This is a genomic window from Bradyrhizobium sp. 18BD, assembly GCF_054185225.1.
Window position 1 is genome coordinate 16,122 of record NZ_JAVAYL010000034.1, and the last position, 20,688, is coordinate 36,809.

At 65.6% G+C, this 20,688-nt stretch carries 17 protein-coding genes; 11 read left to right on the plus strand and 6 right to left on the minus strand.

From position 1 onward, the window contains the following. Positions 1–36 precede the first annotated feature (36 nt). Complete coding sequence (locus RAD16_RS38745; RefSeq protein ID WP_458163128.1) at positions 37–1,584, minus strand: acetolactate synthase large subunit; 1,548 nt, start codon at positions 1,582–1,584, stop codon at positions 37–39. A gap of 266 nt (positions 1,585–1,850) precedes the next feature. Here RAD16_RS38745 and RAD16_RS38750 point away from each other — a divergent pair, with 266 nt between their 5' ends. Together RAD16_RS38750 and RAD16_RS38755 are read left to right on the plus strand one after the other, a co-directional pair. Further along, on the plus strand, positions 1,851–2,429 hold the full coding sequence (locus RAD16_RS38750) for a L,D-transpeptidase (RefSeq protein ID WP_458163129.1): 579 nt from the start codon (positions 1,851–1,853) through the stop codon (positions 2,427–2,429). Between the two features lie 193 nt (positions 2,430–2,622). Beyond that, entirely contained in the window at positions 2,623–3,438 is an 816-nt protein-coding gene (locus RAD16_RS38755; RefSeq protein ID WP_458163130.1) for a DUF2927 domain-containing protein, read from the plus strand. Between the two features lie 181 nt (positions 3,439–3,619). Here RAD16_RS38755 and RAD16_RS38760 read toward each other — a convergent pair whose 3' ends face one another. Further along, a complete protein-coding gene (locus RAD16_RS38760; RefSeq protein WP_458163131.1) occupies positions 3,620–4,747 on the minus strand; it encodes a threonine synthase in 1,128 nt (375 codons plus the stop codon). A gap of 315 nt (positions 4,748–5,062) precedes the next feature. Here RAD16_RS38760 and RAD16_RS38765 point away from each other — a divergent pair, with 315 nt between their 5' ends. The 3 genes from RAD16_RS38765 to upp all read left to right on the plus strand — a co-directional run bounded on the left by RAD16_RS38765 (position 5,063) and on the right by upp (position 8,364). Beyond that, positions 5,063–6,319, plus strand: coding sequence for a GTP cyclohydrolase II (locus RAD16_RS38765; RefSeq protein WP_458163132.1), 1,257 nt, complete (start codon positions 5,063–5,065; stop codon positions 6,317–6,319). A 7-nt stretch (positions 6,320–6,326) separates the two neighbouring features. Next, a complete protein-coding gene (locus RAD16_RS38770) occupies positions 6,327–7,565 on the plus strand; it encodes a URC4/urg3 family protein (RefSeq protein ID WP_458163133.1) in 1,239 nt (412 codons plus the stop codon). 169 nt (positions 7,566–7,734) lie between these two features. Beyond that, positions 7,735–8,364 (plus strand): uracil phosphoribosyltransferase, encoded by a 630-nt coding sequence (upp, locus tag RAD16_RS38775; protein ID WP_458163134.1) that lies wholly within the window; start codon positions 7,735–7,737, stop codon positions 8,362–8,364. A gap of 9 nt (positions 8,365–8,373) precedes the next feature. Here the strand turns inward: upp and RAD16_RS38780 are convergent, their stop codons facing one another. Together RAD16_RS38780 and RAD16_RS38785 are read right to left on the minus strand one after the other, a co-directional pair. Then, positions 8,374–9,483: a M48 family metallopeptidase gene (locus tag RAD16_RS38780; RefSeq protein ID WP_458163135.1), complete on the minus strand. Its 1,110-nt coding sequence runs from the start codon at positions 9,481–9,483 to the stop codon at positions 8,374–8,376. A 3-nt stretch (positions 9,484–9,486) separates the two neighbouring features. Beyond that, entirely contained in the window at positions 9,487–10,629 is a 1,143-nt protein-coding gene (locus RAD16_RS38785; protein ID WP_458163136.1) for a YjgN family protein, read from the minus strand. Between the two features lie 362 nt (positions 10,630–10,991). Between RAD16_RS38785 and RAD16_RS38790 the strand changes: the two genes are divergently transcribed. Together RAD16_RS38790 and RAD16_RS38795 are read left to right on the plus strand one after the other, a co-directional pair. Further along, positions 10,992–12,257 (plus strand): cytochrome P450, encoded by a 1,266-nt coding sequence (locus RAD16_RS38790; protein ID WP_458163137.1) that lies wholly within the window; start codon positions 10,992–10,994, stop codon positions 12,255–12,257. A gap of 26 nt (positions 12,258–12,283) precedes the next feature. Beyond that, the gene (locus RAD16_RS38795) at positions 12,284–13,558 is read left to right on the plus strand and encodes a cytochrome P450 (protein ID WP_458163138.1); all 1,275 of its coding nucleotides are present in this window, start codon (positions 12,284–12,286) and stop codon (positions 13,556–13,558) included. A gap of 250 nt (positions 13,559–13,808) precedes the next feature. On the opposite strand, the gene RAD16_RS38800 is transcribed toward RAD16_RS38795, so the two are convergent. Further along, complete coding sequence (locus RAD16_RS38800; RefSeq protein ID WP_458163139.1) at positions 13,809–14,729, minus strand: LysR substrate-binding domain-containing protein; 921 nt, start codon at positions 14,727–14,729, stop codon at positions 13,809–13,811. Positions 14,730–14,854: 125 nt separating this feature from the next. On the opposite strand from RAD16_RS38800, the gene RAD16_RS38805 reads away from it, so the two are divergent. The 4 genes from RAD16_RS38805 (at position 14,855) to mdlC (ending at position 19,766) form a co-directional block, all read left to right on the plus strand. Continuing rightward, positions 14,855–16,024 carry an acyl-CoA dehydrogenase family protein gene (locus RAD16_RS38805; protein WP_458163140.1) on the plus strand — a complete coding sequence of 390 codons (1,170 nt, stop codon included), beginning with the start codon at positions 14,855–14,857 and terminating at the stop codon, positions 16,022–16,024. A 10-nt stretch (positions 16,025–16,034) separates the two neighbouring features. Then, positions 16,035–17,138 (plus strand): CaiB/BaiF CoA transferase family protein, encoded by a 1,104-nt coding sequence (locus tag RAD16_RS38810; protein ID WP_458163141.1) that lies wholly within the window; start codon positions 16,035–16,037, stop codon positions 17,136–17,138. 14 nt (positions 17,139–17,152) lie between these two features. Continuing rightward, positions 17,153–18,004 (plus strand): FAS1-like dehydratase domain-containing protein, encoded by an 852-nt coding sequence (locus RAD16_RS38815; RefSeq protein WP_458163142.1) that lies wholly within the window; start codon positions 17,153–17,155, stop codon positions 18,002–18,004. A 139-nt stretch (positions 18,005–18,143) separates the two neighbouring features. After that, positions 18,144–19,766: a benzoylformate decarboxylase gene (gene mdlC, locus RAD16_RS38820; RefSeq protein WP_458163143.1), complete on the plus strand. Its 1,623-nt coding sequence runs from the start codon at positions 18,144–18,146 to the stop codon at positions 19,764–19,766. An 80-nt stretch (positions 19,767–19,846) separates the two neighbouring features. Here the strand turns inward: mdlC and RAD16_RS38825 are convergent, their stop codons facing one another. After that, a complete protein-coding gene (locus tag RAD16_RS38825) occupies positions 19,847–20,623 on the minus strand; it encodes an SDR family NAD(P)-dependent oxidoreductase (protein ID WP_458163144.1) in 777 nt (258 codons plus the stop codon). Between the last annotated feature and the right edge of the window lie 65 nt (positions 20,624–20,688).

Sequence of the window (20,688 nt, forward strand, 5' to 3'; positions counted from 1 at the left end):
CCCGACCATATCGGCGCTCCGTTGTTTGCGCGCCCCTTACATCTGGACTTCGATCAGCCGCGGCCCCGGCTCGGCGACGGCTTCGGCCAGCGCCTTGTTGAACTCGTCGGCATTGGTGACGGCGCGGCCGGGCACGCCCATGCCCTTGGCCAGCGCGACGAAATCCAGCGTCGGACGGTCGAGGCGGAGCATGTCGTTGGCACGCTGGCCGGGCTCGCCGGCGCCGACATTGTCGAACTCGCCGCGCAGGATCTGGTAGATGCGGTTGGCGAACACGATGGTGACGATGTTGAGATTCTCGCGGGCCTGCGTCCACAGCGACTGGATCGTGTACATCGCGCTGCCGTCGCCGACCATGGTGAGGACCTTGCGGTCGGGGCAGGCGATCGCCGCGCCGATCGAGAGCGGGGTCGAGAAACCGATCGAGCCGCCCATGTTCTGCAGCCAGTCGTGCGGCGCTGCCGCGGCCGTCGGCGGGAAGAAGCCGCGGCCGGTGGTGAGGGACTCGTCCACCATGATCGCGTTCTCGGGAATCGCACAGGCGATCGCCTGCGCGATCGAGGCGAAGGTGAGCGCGCCGGTCGGCTTGACCAGTTCCTGCAGCGCCTGCGGTTTGACGTCCTTGGCGCTGGCCTTCACGGCGCCGGCGAGCGCTTCCAGCGCTGCGACCGAGTTCTCGCCCCAGGAGGTCATGCGATGGACGTCGCAGCCCTCGGGCTTGAGCATGCTCGGCTTGTTCGGATAGGCGAAGAACGCCACGGGATCGTCGGACTCGACCAGCACGATGTGACGGAACTTCGCCAGCATCGGCAGCGCGTTCTCGATCACGTAATGGATGCGGTCGATCGAGTAGCGGCCGCGGCCGCGCGCCATTTTCGGGCGGAAGGTCGGACCCATCACGGTGCAGCCGGTCTTGGCGGCGATGCGCTCGGCCAGCGCCAGGCCATGCTCGCTCAGCGCGCTGCCGGTCATCAGCAGCAGCGTGCCTTCGCCGTCGCCGTGCAGGATCCTGGCGGCCCGCTCGACCGCCTGCGGCGAGTAGCTGGCGCGCTGCTGCTCGGCCGGGACCTCGGCAATGCCGTCGGCCTCGTTCCAGGCGGTGTCGGCGGGCAGGATCAGGGTCGCGATCTGCCCCGGCGCGCTCTTGGCAGCGGCAATCGCCGCGGCGCCGTCGGCGGCAACCGATTTGGAATTCGGCGAGGTCCGGACCCAGGACGACATCGGCCGGGCCAGGCCCTCGATGTCGGAGGTCAGCGGCGCGTTGTAATCGATGTGGTAGACGGCATGCTGGCCGACGATGTTGACGATGCCGGAATTGGCCTTCTTGGCGTTGTGCAGATTGGCAAGGCCGTTGGCGAGGCCGGGGCCGAGATGCAGCAGGGTCGAGGCCGGCGTACCCTTCATGCGGTAATAGCCGTCGGCAGCGCCCGTCACCACGCCCTCGAACAGGCCGAGCACGCAGCGCATGCCGGGCACGCGGTCGAGTGCTGCGACAAAATGCATCTCGGAGGTGCCCGGGTTGGAGAAGCAAATGTCCACCCCGCCCTTGACCATCGTCCGCACCAGGCTTTCCGCACCGTTCATTCTGTCTGCTCCCGCAACCGGCGATTTCCAGTGATCCGTCCGATCAATCATTGTTCGCCGCCTCGGTCAAAGCAATAGCGGCCATCGCGGCCCTGCCCCGCAGGGCGATGCACCGGTTTGGATAACGCTTTCCAGCAAATTGGCGCGGTTGCCGATTTGGTAACGGCAATCGTTAAGCATGGCGTCCCTCACGGGGCCGTGGCTTGCGGAACGCCCGCAAATATGGCCTGTGGCTTCATTGAAGAGATTTTTTGCTGGGGGAAACAATGATCCGGTTTTTTGCCGCACCGATTGCCGCCATCGCGCTCCTGACCGCCACGGCCGGCGGCGCCTTCGCCGAGGAGTTCGACTCCCGCGACATCATGGGCGGCGGTCCGAACTTCTTCCGCGGCGGCTCCAGCCCGATCCCCCGCACCACCGTCATGTACAACGGTAATTACGCCCCCGGCACGATCGTGGTGAACACCTCCGAGCGCCGGCTGTATCTGGTGCTCCAGAACGGCCAGGCGCTGCGCTACGGCATCGGCGTCGGCCGCGACGGCTTCCGCTGGGGCGGGGTGCACAAGATCACCGCCAAGAAGGAATGGCCGGATTGGACGCCGCCCTCGCAGATGCTGGCCCGCCGGCCCGACCTGCCGCGCCACATGAAGGGCGGCATCGAGAATCCGCTCGGCGCGCGCGCGATGTATCTGGGCTCGACGCTGTATCGCATCCACGGCTCCAACGAGCCGGAGACGATCGGCCAGGCGGTTTCGTCCGGCTGCTTCCGCATGACCAATGAAGACGTCAGCGACCTCTATGGCCGCGTCGGGGTCGGCACCACCGTGGTGGTGCTCAACAACTAAGTCCACGCAAGCTTCCGTAGGGTGGGCAAAGCCGCAGGCGTGCCCACCATCCGTCAGCGATCATGGAAAAATCGTGGGCACGCCGCTTCGCGCCTTTGCCCACGCTACGGCACCTGAAAGTGGCAGGAACCCGCAGGGCGCGTGAATATGCGGACTTGTGTACGCGGCGCGAATACGGCAGCGTTGCGTAACGATGAGCGCATTCAATCCGCCCTCGGCTGTTGTCCGCTTCGCCCTGCTGGGGTTCGCCGCGCTCACATGTGTGCCTGACACCGCTACCATCGCGGTGGCGGGCGAGTTGCCCGCGATCGCCTCGCGTCAGCGCGCCGAGAAGAAGAGCTTTACCGACGGCGAGATTGTCGAGGGCTTCTTCAAGACCGCCTTCGGCGCCGAATACCATCTCGCCGGCCGCGTCGATCGCATCCGCAAATTCGACGGGCCGGTGCGCGTGTTCGCCGAGAGCGACCGCGCCGACCGCAAGACGCAACTGGCAAAGGTCGTCGCCGACATCGCCGCACGCGTGCAGCATCTCGACATCGCCATGACCACGACCAGCGAGGCCGCGAATGTGCGGGTCAAGCTGGTGCGCGACCGCGACCTGTTCCGCACCATCGCGAGCTTCTACGGCGTGGACAAGGCGCGCGAGATCCGCACCTCGCTCGATCCGCAATGCCTGTCCGGCTTCCGCAAGAACGACAATTTCGAGATCGAGCATTCCGACGTCATCCTCACCGTCGACAATGGCGACTTCACCTTCCTGGACTGCGCCTATGAGGAGCTGCTGCAATCGCTCGGGCCCATCAACGACACCACGAGCGTGCCGTGGACGATGTTCAACGACAACGTCTCGATGGGCTATTTCGACGTCTACGACCAGTACATCCTCAACCTGCTCTACGACCCCCGCATCAAGCCCGGCATGACCGTGCCGGAGGTCAAGGCCGTGCTGCCCGCCGTGCTCGCGGATGTCCGGGCGTGGGTGAAGCGGGTGAATGATCTGAAGGATTAGGTGATCCGTCATCCTGAGGTGCGAGCTGCGCGGTGCGAAGCACCGTGCAGGAAGCCTCGAAGGATGGGCGGCCGAGATGCAGCCGGGCCGTCGTCCCTCGAGGCCTCCGCTTCGCTCCGGCACCTCAGGATGACGGTGATATATTTTCGCGCGTTGCTTCCACCGCTCCCATCGCCCCATCCTACCCCACGAGATCGGCGACGGTGCTCGCGGCCTTCAGCCCGGTGCCGGTGAGGACCGCAACCGTGGTCTCGTTCGCCTTGATGGCGCCGCTGGCAGAAAGTTTCTCCAACGCCGCGGCCGCGCTGGCGCTGGTCGGCTCGGCGAACAGGCCTTGCCGTGCGAGACGCCGCAGGGCGGCGACGATCTCGTCCTCGGTGAGCGCGACGGTGCCGCCGCCGCTCTCGCGCAAGGCGGCGATGATCTCGCGCAGGCGCAGCGGGGCCTTGATCGCGGTGCCCTCGGCAATGGTCTTGCTCACCTCGCGCGCGACAGGCGTGTCGACGCCGGCCTTGAAGCTGGCATCGATCGGCGAACAGTTCAGCGGCTGCGCGGCGAACAGGCGCGGCAGCTTTGCGATCTGCCCGGCCTTCAACAGCACGCGGAAGCCGAAGGCGCAGCCGAGCAGGCTGCTGCCGGCGCCGACGGGAACGATGACGTTGTCGGGCGCGCGAAAACCGAGATCTTCCCAGATCTCATAGGCGAACGATTTGGTGCCTTCGAGGAAGAACGGCTGCCAATTGTGGCTGGCATAGAACGTCTGGCTCGACTGGCGGATGGCCTCGGCCTCCGACTCCTCGCGCGGCCCCTCGACGAGCTGCACTTCGGCGCCGTAAGCGCGGACCTGCGCGATCTTGGCCGGCGAGGTCGAGGCCGGCGCCAGGATCTTCACGCGCATGCCGCCGGAAGCGCCAAGCCCTGCCATGGACGAGCCGCCATTGCCGGACGAGTCCTCCAGAATGGCGTTGACGCCGATCTGTCGGAGGAACGACAGCATCACCGCCGAACCGCGGTCCTTGAAGCTGCCGGTCGGGTTGAACCATTCGAGCTTGAAGAACGGGCGCAGGTCGCCCCAACCCTGCTGCACCAGCGGCGTGCAGCCCACACCGAGCGAAATCGGATCCTTGATCTCGACCGGCAGCGCCGCCCGGTAGCGCCAGAGCGATCGCGTACGGCTGTCGATGTCCTCACGCGAGATCCCGGCCCCCGGCGTCACCAGCAGCGGCGTGCGCTCGTCCGAGCACCAGCGCGGCTGGTCGAGCGGATAGAGCTTTCCATTGCGGGGGTCGATGTAGCTGGCGGCAGGCATTGGCGTTCTCCGGGGCGATCCGCCCGATATGTCCGAATCTGCAGCTTTTATCCAGTCGCCTGTTTCGGGGCAGCTGGAAGCCCCCCTTCAAAAATTCAAATGATTACATAGATATAAGGCACGTTTTGGCGCCGTTCGCCCATCCGGACGAGCGGAGAAGGCGGCCACTGGCCCCGCCGCACGATTAACTTGTCTGTCGTGCCTCGCCGCTACAATATGTTGGATTGAGCTTGCGTCGCCGGCGTTCGGCATTGGCTGTGCAGGTGAGCCAGGCCCGTCCGAGCGGCGGGCCGTTGGCTTTTTGGGAGCCTGGACATGAGCCGCGCGAACCGTACCGACCACATCCGCCTCACCTCCCATCCGGAGCCGGGCCGGAAGGCCGCCTTCCCGATCCATTGGGGCGCCGCGGATGCCCGCGCCCGCGGACCGATCATCGGCACGGTATCCCGCGCCGGGGATCGCAACGTGATCGGCAGCCATGGCGGCTCCTATGCGATGTACCGCGCCCTCGCCGTCTCCGCCGGCGCGCTCGATCCCATCAGGCGTCCCGATCTCACCAACACCTTCCCGGCCGCGACCATCGGCCCGTTCGAGCAGTGGCGCGATCCCGCAAAGATCGTCGCCCTCGATCCCTGGGGGCACCTGGTCGCGGAGAATTTCGGCAAGGACATCGCCGAGGGCGTCGATATCCGCCCGAGCATCGCGGTGACGCGCGCGCGGCTCGACCTGCCGGAGATCCGCGAAGCGCTGGCCGCCAAGCGGCTGCGCGCGGACGGCGAGGTCGTGCATGCCAATGGCAGCGTCTCCGTGGTGAAGATCGCGATCGATCCGGTCTGGTATCTGCCCGGCCTTGCCGAGCGGTTCGGGACCAGCGAAACCGAGCTGCGCCGCACGCTGTTCGAGCAGACCGCCGGCATGTTCCCCGAGCTCGTCACGCGCCCGGACCTGAAGGTGTTTTTGCCGCCGATCGGCGGCACCACCGTCTACATGTTCGGCGATGTGACAAAACTGCCGGACCATCGCACCAAGATCACCTGCCGCGTGCATGACGAGTGCAACGGCTCCGACGTGTTCGGCTCCGACATCTGCACCTGCCGGCCCTATCTCATCCACGGCATCGAGGAATCCGCGCGCGGTGCGCAGGAGGGCGGGCTCGGGCTCGTCGTATATAACCGCAAGGAAGGCCGCGCGCTCGGCGAGGTCACCAAATTCCTGGTCTACAACGCGCGCAAGCGCCAGGAGGACGGTGACGCCGCCGCCGCCTATTTCGAGCGCACCGAATGCGTCGCCGGTGTCCAGGATGCGCGCTTCCAGCAGCTCATGCCGGATACGATCCACTGGCTGGGCCTGAAGCGCATCGACCGCTTCCTGTCGATGAGCGACATGAAATACGACGCGCTGACCTCGCAGGGCATCGACATCGTGGAACGCGTGCCGATCCCACCGGAGCTGATCCCGGCCGACGCCTATGTCGAGATCGCCGCGAAGAAGGCCGCCGGCTACTACTCGACCGACATCGCGCCGGAGAAGGACGTCGATGGCGTGGTCGGGCGCTCGCTGGAAAAATACTGATTACGCGATGGCGGACGCTTTGGAACAACAGGCCCGCTCCCTGCTCAGTGCAGGAGCGGTTCGCGCGCGTGCCGGCGAAATGCTTCAGATCGGCCTTGCCGGCGGGCTCAGCCATTTCACCATCGATCTCGATCGCATGGATGGCGTTGCCGATGCCGTGCTCGCGGTGACGCGAAAGGCCTATCCGACGCTGGACGTTCCCTTCCACGCGCGGTGGCGGCATTTTGTCTTCGGCGGTGTCGATCGCTGGGCGCGGCTGGCGGATGCTGCATCGTGGTCTGATCGCGCGGCGCGGGCGCGCGCGGAGTTCGACCTTGCCATCGTCAGCGTGCTGCTCGATGCCGGCGCGGGTGCTGCCTGGCGCTACCATGATGCAGTGTCGGGACAGGGCATCGGCCGATCCGAGGGGCTTGCGATCGCGAGCCTCGACATGTTCGCCGGCGGCCTCTTCTCAGCCGATACGCGCGCGCCGTTCAGAGCGGATGGGAGTGTGCTTGCAAACCTGCCGCTCGCCGCCCTCACCTCCGCGTTTCAAGTCAGCGACGCCAATCCGCTGCTCGGCCTCGAGGGACGCACCGATCTGCTGCGGCGCCTGGGCAAGCAGGTCGCAGCGCGCCCCGAGATTTTCGGCCTGCTCGATACGCCTCGGCCGGGCGGCTTGTTCGATCATATCGCAGCGCAAGCTGTAGGCGGCGCGATTCCCGCGCCCGCCATCCTGTCCGCGGTGCTGAACCAGCTCGGACCGATCTGGCCGTCGCGGCTCGAGCTCGCAGGCGTCCCGCTCGGCGATTGCTGGCGCCATCCCGCGCTCAAGGCCAACGATGCGACCGCAGGCCTCGTGCCACTGCACAAGCTGTCGCAATGGCTGAGCTATTCGCTGATCGAGCCGCTGCAGCGCGCAGGATTCGAGGTCGCCGACATCGACGGCCTGACCGGGCTTGCCGAATATCGCAATGGCGGCCTGTTCGTCGATCACGAGGTGCTGCGCCTGCGCGACACTGCTGATGCCGAACGCGCGCATGCGGTGGATTCGCTGCTCGTCGTCGAGTGGCGCGCGCTCACCGTTGCGCTGCTGGATCGCGTCGCCGAACGCGTTCGCGCCAAGCTCGGCCGCACGCCCGAGAGCTTGCCGCTCGCCAGCATCCTGGAAGGCGGCACCTGGGCCGCCGGCCGCGCCATTGCGTTTGCGCGCCGTCCCGATGGCTCACCGCCGCTCAAAGTGATCAGCGACGGCACTGTGTTTTAAACCCTCTCCCCTTGTGGGAGAGGGTGGCTTCGCGAAAGCGAAGCCGGGTGAGGGGTATGTCTCCGCGGACGCATCTCTCATTGGAGTTTGCTGAAACTTACCCCTCATCCGGCGCTTCGCGCCACCTTCTCCCACAGGGGGAGAAGGGAAGAAGCAAGAGCATCCGATCATGGAAGGCGTCACGATCGTCGATCATCCGCTGGTGCAGCACAAGCTGACGCTGGTGCGCGACAAATCCATCTCGACCAAGTCGTTCCGCGAGCTGATCAAGGAGATCGGCATGCTGCTCTGCTACGAGGTGACGCGCGATCTGCCGCTCGCCGACACCGTGATCGAGACGCCGCTGGCGACGATGCACTCGGCCAAGATCGCCGGCAAGAAGCTGGTGTTCGTGCCGATGCTGCGCGCCGGCACCACCTTCGTCGACGGCATGATGGATCTGGTGCCGACCGCACGCGTCGCCCATATCGGGCTCTACCGCGAGCCCCAGAGCTTTGCCGCGGTCGAGTATTTCTTCAAATCGCCGTCCGATCTCAGCGAGCGACTCGCGATCGTGGTGACGCCTGTGGTCGCGACAGCCAACACGGCCGTCGCCGCGATCGACCGCCTGAAGGAGCGCGGCGCCAGGGACATTCGGCTGGCGTGCCTGATTGCTGCGCCGGAAGGACTCGAGCGGCTGCGCGGATTGCATCCTGATGTCCCGATCTGGACGGCCGCGGTCGACGAAGGCCTCGACGAGAACGGCTTTATCCTGCCGGGCCTCGGTGACGCCGGCGACCGCGCCTACGGAACGCGATAAGCAGGAAGGTCAGATCTTCCCGCTGCCGCAAACCCCCTTCAGCGCCTGCCATTCCGTATCCGTCAGCAGCGGCGGGCCGCTTGGGGGGCGATCCTCCTTCGTCATGCGCGCGAGACGATCCTCGGTCAGCGGATGGCTGGCGAGGATGGTGAAGCCGCTGCCGCCTTCCTTGCCGGTGATGCGGAACATCAGCTCGGCCGCGGGTTTTGGCGAGCGGCCAAGCTTGTGCATGATGTCGATGGCAAACGTATCGGCGGCCGTCTCGGCCTCACGTGAATAGGAGGCCTCGACCACGCTGCGCGAGGCGAAGATCACGGCGGATGAGCCGGTGACGTCGCCGAACAAGAGGCCGATCAGGAACGAGGTGCCGCCGTTGTAGATCAGGCTCCGCATGTTGTCGTGATGCTTGAGATGGCCGAGCTCGTGGGCGAGGACGCCGGCGAGCTCGTCGGGGGTTTCGGCCTTCTCGATCAGGCCCTTCAGCACGTACACCTTGCCACCGGGCAGCGCGAACGCATTCGGCACCGCGGTCGGCAGCACGCCCGCGGTCATGGCATCGTCGTCGAGGCCGGCGGCATCGCGCAGGCGGTTGACCAGTTTCGTGAACGCAGCTTTCCCGGCGGGGTCATCGCACACGCGGCGGCCGAAGATGGTCTTGACCTGGACTTCCGACGCATCGCCGATGCGCTGCTCGATCGGCTTCGGCACCAGCGGCGCGAGGCGGTCGGCCGCAAGCGGCACGCCGAACAGCACGACGCCGACGATCGAGACGGCGGCCGCCACCGACCAGCCGACGATCTTTGCGATACCGCGACGCGTGGTCTGGTGTTCGTCGAGACGGGTGCAGCGTGCGGTCACTTCCGCGGCCAGCGCGACGTCACGGATCTCGAGCCGCGCCAGCGGCGGCGCGGAGGTCGAGGCGAGACGGAGCACACCGGCCGGGCTGTCGGCGCGGCGGATATCGTCATACGCCCAACTCACGGGCGCCCCGCCCTCCTCGGCGATTTCGAGCGCATCAGCGAGTGTCAGCGTCACTTGCCGCCGGCGGCTCGACACGCCGTCGAAGAAGATCGTCGGCTTTGCGGCCTCTGCCGCCGCCTCGACAGATGTGTCAGTCACGACCTAGAACCCTGCGACATCGAGTCCATCGGCAAAGCCTTCGCCAAGCGCGCTGGCGAGATCACCACGTCCCTGCACGTCCGCCGCCGCGCCGATATCGTGCACCTCGAGCGTTTCGAGCGCCTTCACCCAGATATCGTGCTGGAGATACATGCGCATGACGACGTTCAGTGCAAGCGCCAGGGCAAGATAGCCGATCACCATCATCACCAGAAGCGGGATGCTCCGCACGATCGCGTCGGGGCCCGTGGCCGGCACGCCGGCCGCCGCGAGCAGGCCGGCCGCACCGGCGATGTAAAGCCCGAACAGGACGCTGAGCAGGATCCACCAGCCGATCACTTTCCAGTAAAGGCCGTAGAACGCGTTGTGCGGCAACTCCGAGGACATGCTGACGCCGCCGATGCGGATGCCGTTGAGCCACCAGCGCCATTCGCGCGCCTTGAACTCGGCATAGAAGAACGGGGCGAGCGGGAAGATGACCAGCGCGACCGGGCTGAGCAGCCACAGCCACCAGCCGCGCTTGAAGAACTCCCAGCCGTCGCCTGCGAAATCGCCGCGCAAATCACCGTAATAAGTGTGCTGCATCTTGTAACGTTCGAGTGAGGCCGCGCGCCACGGCAGCGCCAGGCCGAGGGTCAGGAACACGAGCAGGCCCCACGCCATCGCGCGGAACGAATAGGCCCAGCCCGAGCCGTCCATCCAGAACCGGACGCCGCGCCAGACCGTGCGCGTCAGGCGATAGCGCCGCGCGCGAAAGATCGCGAACTGGCCGAAGGCGTAGAAGCTGATGAACAGCGGCGTCGAGGCAAAGCCCTGCCAGCGTTCGAACTCGATGCCGACGAGGAAGTAGGCCAGATAGATCGGCACCAGGATGGCGAGCGCGAACAGGAAGCCGATCAGCAGTTCCTTGCCGCGGCCGGTATATTCGGCGGCATCGCCGTCGATGGCGGTGTTCGACCAGAGATGACGCCTGATGTCGGTGACCAGCCAGAACCGGTAGAAGCCGAACGTGACCAGCTCCAGCATGGCACCCTTGGTGACCATCTTGCGGAACACGGTGCGATTGCCGGTGAATTCGACCCGCGTCGGCGGCAGCGGCGGGGGTAAGGGTTCGGAGCCGATGGGGGCCCATTGCATGTCGTTCACGGCGGCAACCTCGGGATGCTGACCTGATCCGATCAAACTATAGATCAGAGGTTAGTCGATCCCCAAGATGGGCGGGTTCGATTCACCTCGATTTCGATCGATTTCTCGCAGGATTCCAGGCGCAAGGGCGTGCTGGAGGTCACGCTTTCCCGTAGCCCGGATGGAGCGCAGCGCAATCCGGGAGTCGGGCCGCCACTGCCACTGCCCCGGATTACGCTTCGCTCCATCCGGGCTACGAACCGCAACCTGTCTTGTGGCAAAACTGTCGCTTGCTCCGAAGCACGTAACGCGTTGTAATTGTAGTCCAATACCGCAGCGCAGAATATCAAAACAATCGCGCGCGTTCGTCAGGGAGAGCGGTCATGCACGGGACCATCGAGAACGCGGCCAAGCTCGACGCATTGCGCGAGCGCGCATCATCACTACCGCTGGAGCAGTTCGATCCCGGCGACCCCGAGTTGTTCAGGACCGATACGTTCTGGCCCTATTTCGATCGCCTGCGCCGCGAAGATCCCGTGCACTATTGCAAGGACTCGATGTTCGGACCGTACTGGTCGGTGACGCGCTACAACGACATCATGGAGATCGAGACCAACCATTCGGTGTTCTCCTCGGCCTCCTCGCTCGGCGGCATCACCATCCGCGACATCGACCCGGACCTGCGCCGCGAGAGCTTCATCTCGATGGATCCGCCGCGCCACGCGGCGCAGCGCAAGACCGTGGCGCCGATGTTCACGCCGACGCATCTGGACAATCTCGCCCTCAACATCCGCAAGCGCTCGGCCGAGTGCCTGGACAATCTGCCGCGCGGCGAGGAGTTCGACTGGGTCGACCAGGTCTCGATCGAGCTGACCACGCAGATGCTGGCGGTGCTGTTCGACTTTCCCTGGGAGGATCGCCGCAAGCTGACGCGCTGGTCCGACATCGCCACCACCATTCCCGGCACCGGGGGCCTGGTCGCGACCGAGGACGAGCGCCAGGTCGAGCTGACGGAATGCGCGCAGTATTTCGCGCGCCTGTGGAAGGAGCGCATCGAACAGCCGCCGAAGAGCGATCTGCTCTCGATGATGGCGCATGGCGCCGCCACGCGCGACATGGATGCCAAGAACTTTCTCGGCAATCTCATCCTTTTGATCGTCGGCGGCAACGACACCACCCGCAACACGATGTCGGGATCGCTGCTCGCGCTGAGCCAGCATCCGGAGCAATATCGCAAGCTGCGCGAAAACCCCGCGCTGCTCGACAGTTTCGTGCCGGAAGTGATCCGCTGGCAGACGCCGCTGGCGCATATGCGGCGCACCGCGCTTGCCGATTTCGAGTTCCGTGGCAAGCAGATCAAGAAGGGTGACAAGGTCGTGATGTGGTACGTCTCGGGCAACCGCGACGAGGAAGCGATCGAGAAACCTTACGATTTCATCATCGATCGCGCCCGCCCGCGCACGCACCTCTCCTTCGGCTTCGGCATCCACCGCTGCGTCGGGTTGCGGCTTGCCGAACTCCAGCTCAAGATTATCTGGGAAGAGATCCTCAGGCGCTTCGACCATATCGACGTGGTCGGCGAACCCAAGCGGGTCTATTCGAGTTTCGTCAAGGGTCTTGAAACCTTGCCGGTCAAGATTGCGGCGTGAAGCAACGCCACACTGGAGTCACCGCCATGAACATCCAAGCGCCGCCGAAAGTGGACAAGGCGGAACGCATGCGCAGGGCCCGCGAGGAGGCCTATGCGACGCCGCTGGCGCAATTCCACCCGGGCGCGCCGAGGCTGTTCCAGGACGACACGCTGTGGCCGTGGTTCGAGCGGCTGCGCAAGGAAGAGCCGGTGCATTACTGCACCAACGCGCCGATCGATCCGTACTGGTCGGTGGTGAAATACAACGACATCATGCATGTCGACACCAATCACGGCCTCTTCTCCTCGGACTCCACGCTCGGCGGCATCGGCATCCGCGACGTGCCCGAGGGGTACGACTGGCCGAGCTTCATCGCGATGGACCAGCCCAGGCATTCGTCGCAGCGCAAGACGGTGTCGCCGATGTTCACGCCGACGCATCTGGACGAGCTGGCCAAGCTGATCCGGCAGCGCTCGCAGACCGTGCTCGACAATCTGCCGCGCAACGAGACCTTCAATTTCGTCGAGCGCGTCTCGATCGAGCTGACGACGCAGATGCTGGCGACCCTGTTCGATTTTCCCTGGGAGGAACGCCGCAAGCTGACGCGCTGGTCGGATGTCGCGACCGCGCTGCCCAAGAGCGGCATCGTCGCCTCCGCCGAAGAGCGCCGCCGCGAGATGGACGAGTGCTACGCCTATATGTCGAAGCTGTGGAACGAGCGCGTCAACTCGGCGCCGCGCAACGATTTGCTGTCGCTGATGGCGCATAACGACGCCACGCGCTTCATGGACCCCGACAATCTCATGGGCAACATCATCCTGCTCATCGTCGGCGGCAACGACACCACGCGCAACACCATGACCGGCTCGGTGCTGGCGCTGAACGAGAACCCGGACCAGTACGACAGACTGCGCGCCAATCCGGAGCTGATCGATTCCATGGTGCCGGAAGTGATCCGGTGGCAGACGCCGCTGGCGCATATGCGGCGCACGGCGCTTGCCGACACCGAGATCGGCGGCAAGCATATCAAGAAGGGCGACCGCGTCGTGATGTGGTACGTCTCCGGCAACCGCGACGAGGAGATGTTCGAGAAGCCTGATGATTTCATCATCGACCGCCCGCGCCCGCGCACCCATCTCTCCTTCGGCTTCGGCATCCATCGCTGCGTCGGCATGCGCCTCGCCGAGCTGCAGCTGCGGATCGTCTGGGAGGAGATGCTGAAGCGCTTCGACCGCATCGAGGTGGTGGGCGAGCCCAAGCGGATCTATTCGAGCTTCATCAAGGGATATGAGTCGCTGCCGGTGAGGATACCGGGGTAACGGCTCTATCCTCCGTCATTGCGAGGAGCCCTTGCGACGAAGCAATCCAGACTATCACCGCGGAGGGATTCCTGGATTGCTTCGCTACGCTCGCAATGACGAGGTCCGGGGTGCATAGGTGCGCCACATTCGCGGCGGTGAATGCTGCGAACACCCCAGCTATAAAATTCCGGCATGACAGCTCGCTCAAGATGCGAAGGGCCGACAGCAGCCTCGTGTCCTAAATCCCCTGAGAGCCCAGTGCCGGCCGTCAGGCGAGGCGGATGTCCCACACGCCTTCCTTGCGGCAGGCGGCGACCTCCTCGCGCAACAGGGTCGTGACGGCCAGCGAGGCCGTCGAGGCCGGGCGGTCGATCGGAGAGGCGAAAATGAGCTCGCGCGTCATCGGCTTCGAGACTGCGGTGGTTTCCAGCCGCCCGTCCGCGACCTCGCCGTGAACCGACGAGGGCGGCAGCAGCGCGAAGCCGAGGCCCTCCTCGACCAGGCTCGTGAGCACGCGAAACGAGTCCGCTTCGAGCTGGACGTTGAGCTTGATCTTGCGCTGGGCGGCGGCGTGCTCGATCAGCGCACGGAGGCCGTGGGAGTGACTGGGCAAGACCAGACGCTGCCGCAGCAGCCAGCCGATATCGACGTTCTTCTTGCGTGCCAGACCGCAGCCGCGTGGACCGACCGCGACGATGTTGTCGCGGCCGAGGCTCTCGACATTGAGATGCAGATCGGCGGAGCGGCCGTAGAGGATGGCGAGATCCATCTCGCCGCGATGCAGCCATTCGACCAGGTGGCCGCTATAGCTCTCGACGATGCGCAGCGAAATGCCGGGAAATTTTTCGACGCAGCGCCGCGCGAAGCGCGCCGACAGCACGCAGCTCACGGTCGGAACCAGCCCGAGCACGACCTGGCCGGACGGCGGCCCCTGCGCCGACTGGATGTCGTCGCGGATCTGGTCGATTTGCCGCACGATGCCGGAGGTGCGCGCCAAGAGCAGCCGGCCCGCCTCGGTCAGCACCATGCCGCGCCCGTTGCGGGTGAACAGCTCGGTGCGCAGTTCGTGTTCCAAGAGCTTGATCTGCCTGGAGAGCGCCGGCTGCGCCACGCGCAACGTGTCGGACGCCTTGGACAGGGTGCCGAGCTCCGCCACGCAACTGAAGGTCCTGAGCTGCCGGAAATCCATGCTTGCCAATCCTGGAAGGCTACTTCATACGCTATAGCAAATGAGCATAGGGGGCTGGCGATGTTTTCACAACGCCAGAGGATCGGCCGGCGTTATCTTAACTGCCGCTAGATACGGGAAACGCCATGATTGAAGAACACCACACCGAAGATCACGCCGACATCCGCGAAGCCGTCGCAAAGCTCTGCGCGCAGTTTCCCGGCGAATACTGGCGCAAGCTCGATCGCGAGATGGCCTACCCCAAGGCCTTCGTCGATGCGCTGACGCAGGCCGGTTACCTCTCGGTGCTGATCCCGGAAGAGTATGGCGGCGCAGGCTTGAAGCTCTCCGCCGCAGCGGCGATCCTCGAAGAGATCCAGCGCGCCGGCTGCAACGGCGGCGGCTGCCACGCCCAGATGTACACGATGGGCACCGTGTTGCGGCACGGCAATGCCGAGCAGAAGGCAAAGTACCTGCCGAAGATCGCGAGCGGCGAGTTGCGCCTGCAGGCCTTCGGCGTCACCGAGCCGACCAGCGGCACAGACACGTCGTCGCTGAAGACGTTTGCGCGCAAGGAAGGCAACAACAGCTACGTCGTCAACGGCCAGAAGATCTGGACCAGCCGCGCCGAGCATTCCGATCTGATGGTGCTGCTGGCGCGCACCACGCCGAAGGAGCAGGTCAAGAAGCGCACGGATGGCCTGTCCGTGTTCATCGTCGACATGCGCGAGGCCAAGAACAACGGCCTCGAGATCCGCCCGATCCGCACCATGATGAACCACGCCACCACCGAAGTGTTCTTTACCGACATGAAGGTGCCGGCGGAGAATCTGATCGGCGAGGAAGGCAAGGGCTTTCGCTACATCCTCTCCGGCATGAATGCCGAGCGTATTTTGATCGCGGCCGAATGCGTCGGCGACGCCAAATGGTTCATTGCCAAGGCCACCAACTATGCCAAGGAGCGCGTGGTGTTCGGCCGTCCCATCGGCCAGAACCAGGGCATTCAGTTCCCGATCGCCAAGGCCTACGCCTCGATGCGCGCGGCCGAATTGATGGTGAAGGAAGCGACGCGCAAATACGAAGCCGGGCTCGACTGTGGCGCGGAGGCCAACATGGCGAAGATGCTGGCGGCCGATGCGTCGTGGGAAGCGGCGAATGCCTGCATCCAGACCCATGGCGGCTTCGGCTTCGCCGAGGAATACGACGTCGAGCGCAAATTCCGCGAGACGCGGCTCTATCAGGTCGCGCCGATCTCGACCAATCTCGTGCTGTCCTTCGTCGCCGAGCACGTGCTCGGCATGCCCCGCTCGTACTGAGGCCGCCATCATGGGAGCACTTGACGGGATCAGGGTGATTGCGGTCGAGCAGGCGGTGGCGGCGCCGTTCTGCTCTTCGCGCCTGGCGGATGCCGGCGCGGAGGTGATCAAGATCGAGCGGCCCGAAGGCGATTTCGCCCGCGGCTATGACGCGGCGGCCAAAGGACAGAGCAGCTATTTCGTCTGGCTCAACCGCGGTAAGCAGTCGGCGGTGGTCGATCTCGCCACCAAGGAAGGCTGCGCCGAGCTCGAGAAGCTGATCGCCAGCGCCGACGTGCTGATCCAGAACCTCAAGCCAGGCTCGATGGACAAGCTCGGCTTCTCGCGCGAGCGCTTGCTGAAGGACTATCCGAAGCTGATCTCGTGCACGATCACCGGCTATGGCGACGAAGGCCCCTACGCCCACCGCAAGGCCTATGACCTCCTGATCCAGGCCGAGAGTGGCCTCGCGTCCATCACCGGCAATCCCGATGGCGCCTCACGCGTCGGCATGTCGATCGTTGATGTCGCGACCGGCGCCACCGCGCATGCGGCGATTTTGGAGGCGCTGATCGGGCGCGGGCGCACCGGCAAGGGCGCCGACATCCGCATCTCCATGTTCGACGTGATGGCGGATTGGTGCACCGTGCCGCTGCTCAACTCCGAAGCCGGCAATCCACCCAAGCGCATGGGCCTGCGCCATCCCTCGATCGCGCCCTATGGCGTGTTCACCTCGAAGGACGGCAAGGACATCCTGATCTCGATCCAGAGCGAGCGCGAGTGGAAGACGCTCTGCGTCAAGGTGCTGGACCAGCCGGATCTGCCCGCCGATCCCCGCGTCGCCAACATGGTCGAGCGGGTGCGCAACCGCGATTTCACCGACAAGACGGTGGCGGATATCTTCGGCAAGATGACGCGCGACGAGTTGCTCAAGCGGCTGTCCGACGCCGACATCGCCTTCGCCGAGGTCAACACCATGGCCGACCTCACCAACCATCCGCATCTGCGCCGCATCGAGGTCGACACGCCGAACGGCCGCGTGAGCTATCCCGCGCCGGCGCCGATCATCCTCGGCGAGACCCGCGCTTACGGCGCGGTGCCTGCCATCGGCGAAAAGCCGCAATCCAAGAAGTAACAGAGCGAGGCGTCATGACCGAGAAGCTCGACATCGATCATTTGCGGCAATGGATCGGCCGCAGCACCGAGGCCACCGACATCGTCACCGCGCAGCTCGTGAAGGGTCTGCGCGCGACGCTGTTCCAGGAGGTAGGCGAGCCCAAGACGGGCGACGCTGCGCCGTTCACGGTGCACTGGTGCCTGGCGCAGCCGGTGTTTCCGATGTCCATGCTGGGGCCCGACGGTCACCCGACCCGCGGCGGCTTCCTGCCGCCGGTGCCGCTGCCGCGCCGGATGTGGGCCGGCGGCGAGATCGAGTTCCTGCAGCCACTGCAGGTCGGCGATGAATCGACGCGCACCTCGCGCATCGCCGACGTGCAGGTGAAGACGGGATCGACCGGCACGCTGTGCTTCGTCTCGGTCGAGCACAGCATCTCCTCGCCGCGGGGCACCGCCATCCGCGAGCGCCAGGACATCGTCTATCGCGAGATGACGAGCAGCGCGCCAGTGACCGCCAAGGCCCCGCCTCCGCCGCCGAAGACGCAGCATCGCGAGACGCATATGTCCGATCCGGTGCTGCTGTTTCGCTATTCCGCGCTGACCTTCAACGGCCACCGCATCCATTACGACCGCGACTATGTCACCAAGGTCGAGGGCTATCCGGGCCTGATCTTCCACGGCCCCCTGCAGGCTGCGCTCATCATCGAGATGGCGGCGAAGCTTCACGACCGCAAGGCGCCGAAGAAGTTCACCTATCGTGGCGTGCAGCCGTTGTTCGAGGGCACGGAATTCTCGATCAACGCCAACGAGACCGAGGCGGGCATGGAGCTGTGGACCGCGAATGCGGAGGGGCAGCCGACGATGAAGGGGACGGCGGTGTGGTAGTGCTCCCTCCTCGTCATTGCGAGGAGGGAAGCGACGAAGCAATCCAGACTGTCACCGCGGCGGCAGTCTGGATTGCTTCGCTTCGCTCGCAATGACGGCGGGGTGACTACCTTCGATAAACAACAGGGGACGGAAACCAATGTCCAAGAACGGCAAGACCGGCAGCAAGTCCGTCACCGTCAAGCAGGCGACGCTCGACCTGCTGCGTTCCTTCGGCATCGACAGGGTGTTCGGCAATCCCGGCTCGACCGAGCTGCCGTTCCTGAGCGACTGGCCCGACGACATCGACTACGTGCTGGCGCTGCAGGAAGCCTCCGCCGTCGGCATGGCCGATGGTTACGCGCAGGCGACGCGCAATGCCGGCTTCGTCAATCTGCATTCGGCGGCCGGCGTCGGCAACGCGCTCGGCAACATCTACACCGCGCACCGCAATCAGACGCCGCTGGTCATTACCGCGGGCCAGCAGGCGCGCTCGATCCTGCCGCTGCAGGCATTCCTCTATGCCGAGCGCGCCTCCGAATTCCCGCGGCCTTACGTCAAATTCAGCGTCGAGCCGGCCCGGCCCGAGGACGTGCCCGCCGCGATCGCACGGGCCTATTACACCGCGATGCAGCCGCCGTGCGGGCCGACCTTCGTGTCGATCCCGATCGACGATTGGGCTCATGCTTGCGCGCCAGTCGCGGCGCGCAAGGTGAGCCGCGAGATCGGTCCCGAGCCTGACGCAATGAAGGCGCTGGTGGCCGCGCTCGGCTCGGCAAAGCACCCTGCCCTCGTCGTCGGCCCCGGCGTCGACCGCGCCGGCGCGGTGGAGCTGATGGTACGCGTCGCCGAGAAGGCCAAGGCCAGCGTCTGGGTCAGCCCGTTCTCGGCGCGCTGCTCGTTCCCCGAGCGGCATCCGCAATTCGCGGGCTTTTTGCACGCCTCACCGGCGCAACTCTCCGACGCGCTGCGCGAGCACGATCTCGTCGTGGTCATCGGCGCGCCCGTGTTCACCTTCCACGTCGAAGGCCATGCCGCGATCTTCGACGGCGGCGCGACGATCTTCCAGATCACTGACGATGCGGATGCAGCCGCGGTGACGCCATCAGGCACCAGCATCATAGCGACCATGAAGCCCGCGCTGAGCCTGCTGCTCGACATGCTCCCCGAGAGCAAGCGCGCCACGCCAAAGGGCCGCGCGCTGCCGCCGGCGCCGCAGGCCGCCGATCCGCTGCCGGTCGAATTCCTGCTGCATTCGCTGTCGCAGGCGATGCCGGATGGTAGCTCGCTGGTCGAGGAAGTGCCGTCGCACAGGCCGGCGATGCAGAAGTTTTTGCCGATGCGCGGTCAGGACAGTTTTTACACCATGGCAAGCGGCGGCCTCGGCTACTCGCTGCCCGCTGCCGTCGGCATGGCGCTCGGCAAGCCGAAGCAGCGTACAGTCTGCCTGATCGGCGACGGCTCGGCGATGTACTCGATCCAGGCGCTGTGGACCGCCGCGCAACGAAAGCTGCCGCTCACCATCGTCGTCATCAACAATTCCGGCTACGGCGCGATGCGGTCGTTCAGCCAGGTGATGCAGGTGCGCAACGTGCCCGGGCTCGAGCTGCCGGGGATCGATTTCGTGCGGCTCGCCGAAGGCATGGGCTGCCATGCGGTGCGGGTGAGCAAGGCGGCGGAGCTTGGCGACGCCCTGAAGCGCGGGATGGCGCATGAGGGCGCGAGCCTCGTCGAGGTCGTCGTGGATTCGGCGGTGCCGGTGCTGTACGGGCAGAAGCATTGACGGTGCCGTAGCCCGGATGAGCGCAGCGATATCCGGGGTGCTGAGTCCCGGATGTCGCTTCGCTCATCCGGGCTACGTCATCACGACGCCAGGAATCCCCCGTCAGCCGCCAGCACATGCCCGACGACATAGGATGACGCGTCGGACGAGAGCCACACCACGGCCTCCGCCACCTCCTCCGGGCTTCCCATCCGCCGCAGCGGCAGGCCTGCGCTCACCGTTGCGATATCGCCGACGCCGGCACGCAGCATCATGTCGGTGACGACACGGCCGGGCGCGATAGCGTTGATGCGGATGCCGCGCGGGGCGTTCTCCATCGCCGCCGAGCGCGTCAGCGAGATCGCGGCGGCCTTCGAGGCCGAGTAGAGCGAGAAACCGGGATTGGGATTGCGCACGCCGCTGACGGAGGCATTGACGACGATGCTGCCGCGCCCCTGCGCCAGCATCGCCGGCAATTGATGGCGCAGGCACAGGAACAGCGCGCGGACATTGGTGTCGAATACGTTGTCGTAGATGTCGGTGCCCTGCTCCTCCAGCGGCGCGCGGCGCTCCTGGAAGCCGGCATTGTTGAAGGCGACATCGAGCCGGCCGCAGCGTTCAATGGTCGTACGGATCAATCGCGCGACGTCGTCCTCTTTCGTGATGTCGGTCTTGACCGGGATGGCTTCCGGGCCGAGCTCGCGGCACGCCAGGGCGGTCGCCTCGATCTCGGCCTCGCGCCGGCCCGCGACGAGAACCGCCTCCGCGCGCTCAGACGCCATCCGCAACGCCGTGGCGCGGCCGATGCCGCTGCCGCCGCCTGTGACGAGGCAGACCTTGCCTCTCATCCGCTCGCCGGTCGGCAAAGTTCCGCTCATGGCCCACTCCAAAACGCTTGCGCGCGCTGTTGCGCGCATTTAGTTGTATGATACAACTATATGCC

Excerpts from the sequence above, each read along its gene's own strand:
- RAD16_RS38745 (WP_458163128.1), bottom strand. The coding sequence starts at position 1,584 with ATGAACGGTGCGGAAAGCCTGGTGCGGACGATGGTCAAGGGCGGGGTG.
- RAD16_RS38750 (WP_458163129.1), top strand. The coding sequence starts at position 1,851 with ATGATCCGGTTTTTTGCCGCACCGATTGCCGCCATCGCGCTCCTGACC.
- RAD16_RS38755 (WP_458163130.1), top strand. The coding sequence starts at position 2,623 with ATGAGCGCATTCAATCCGCCCTCGGCTGTTGTCCGCTTCGCCCTGCTG.
- RAD16_RS38760 (WP_458163131.1), bottom strand. The coding sequence starts at position 4,747 with ATGCCTGCCGCCAGCTACATCGACCCCCGCAATGGAAAGCTCTATCCG.
- RAD16_RS38765 (WP_458163132.1), top strand. The coding sequence starts at position 5,063 with ATGAGCCGCGCGAACCGTACCGACCACATCCGCCTCACCTCCCATCCG.
- RAD16_RS38770 (WP_458163133.1), top strand. The coding sequence starts at position 6,327 with ATGGCGGACGCTTTGGAACAACAGGCCCGCTCCCTGCTCAGTGCAGGA.
- upp (WP_458163134.1), top strand. The coding sequence starts at position 7,735 with ATGGAAGGCGTCACGATCGTCGATCATCCGCTGGTGCAGCACAAGCTG.
- RAD16_RS38790 (WP_458163137.1), top strand. The coding sequence starts at position 10,992 with ATGCACGGGACCATCGAGAACGCGGCCAAGCTCGACGCATTGCGCGAG.
- RAD16_RS38795 (WP_458163138.1), top strand. The coding sequence starts at position 12,284 with ATGAACATCCAAGCGCCGCCGAAAGTGGACAAGGCGGAACGCATGCGC.
- RAD16_RS38800 (WP_458163139.1), bottom strand. The coding sequence starts at position 14,729 with ATGGATTTCCGGCAGCTCAGGACCTTCAGTTGCGTGGCGGAGCTCGGC.
- RAD16_RS38805 (WP_458163140.1), top strand. The coding sequence starts at position 14,855 with ATGATTGAAGAACACCACACCGAAGATCACGCCGACATCCGCGAAGCC.
- RAD16_RS38810 (WP_458163141.1), top strand. The coding sequence starts at position 16,035 with ATGGGAGCACTTGACGGGATCAGGGTGATTGCGGTCGAGCAGGCGGTG.
- RAD16_RS38815 (WP_458163142.1), top strand. The coding sequence starts at position 17,153 with ATGACCGAGAAGCTCGACATCGATCATTTGCGGCAATGGATCGGCCGC.
- mdlC (WP_458163143.1), top strand. The coding sequence starts at position 18,144 with ATGTCCAAGAACGGCAAGACCGGCAGCAAGTCCGTCACCGTCAAGCAG.
- RAD16_RS38825 (WP_458163144.1), bottom strand. The coding sequence starts at position 20,623 with ATGAGCGGAACTTTGCCGACCGGCGAGCGGATGAGAGGCAAGGTCTGC.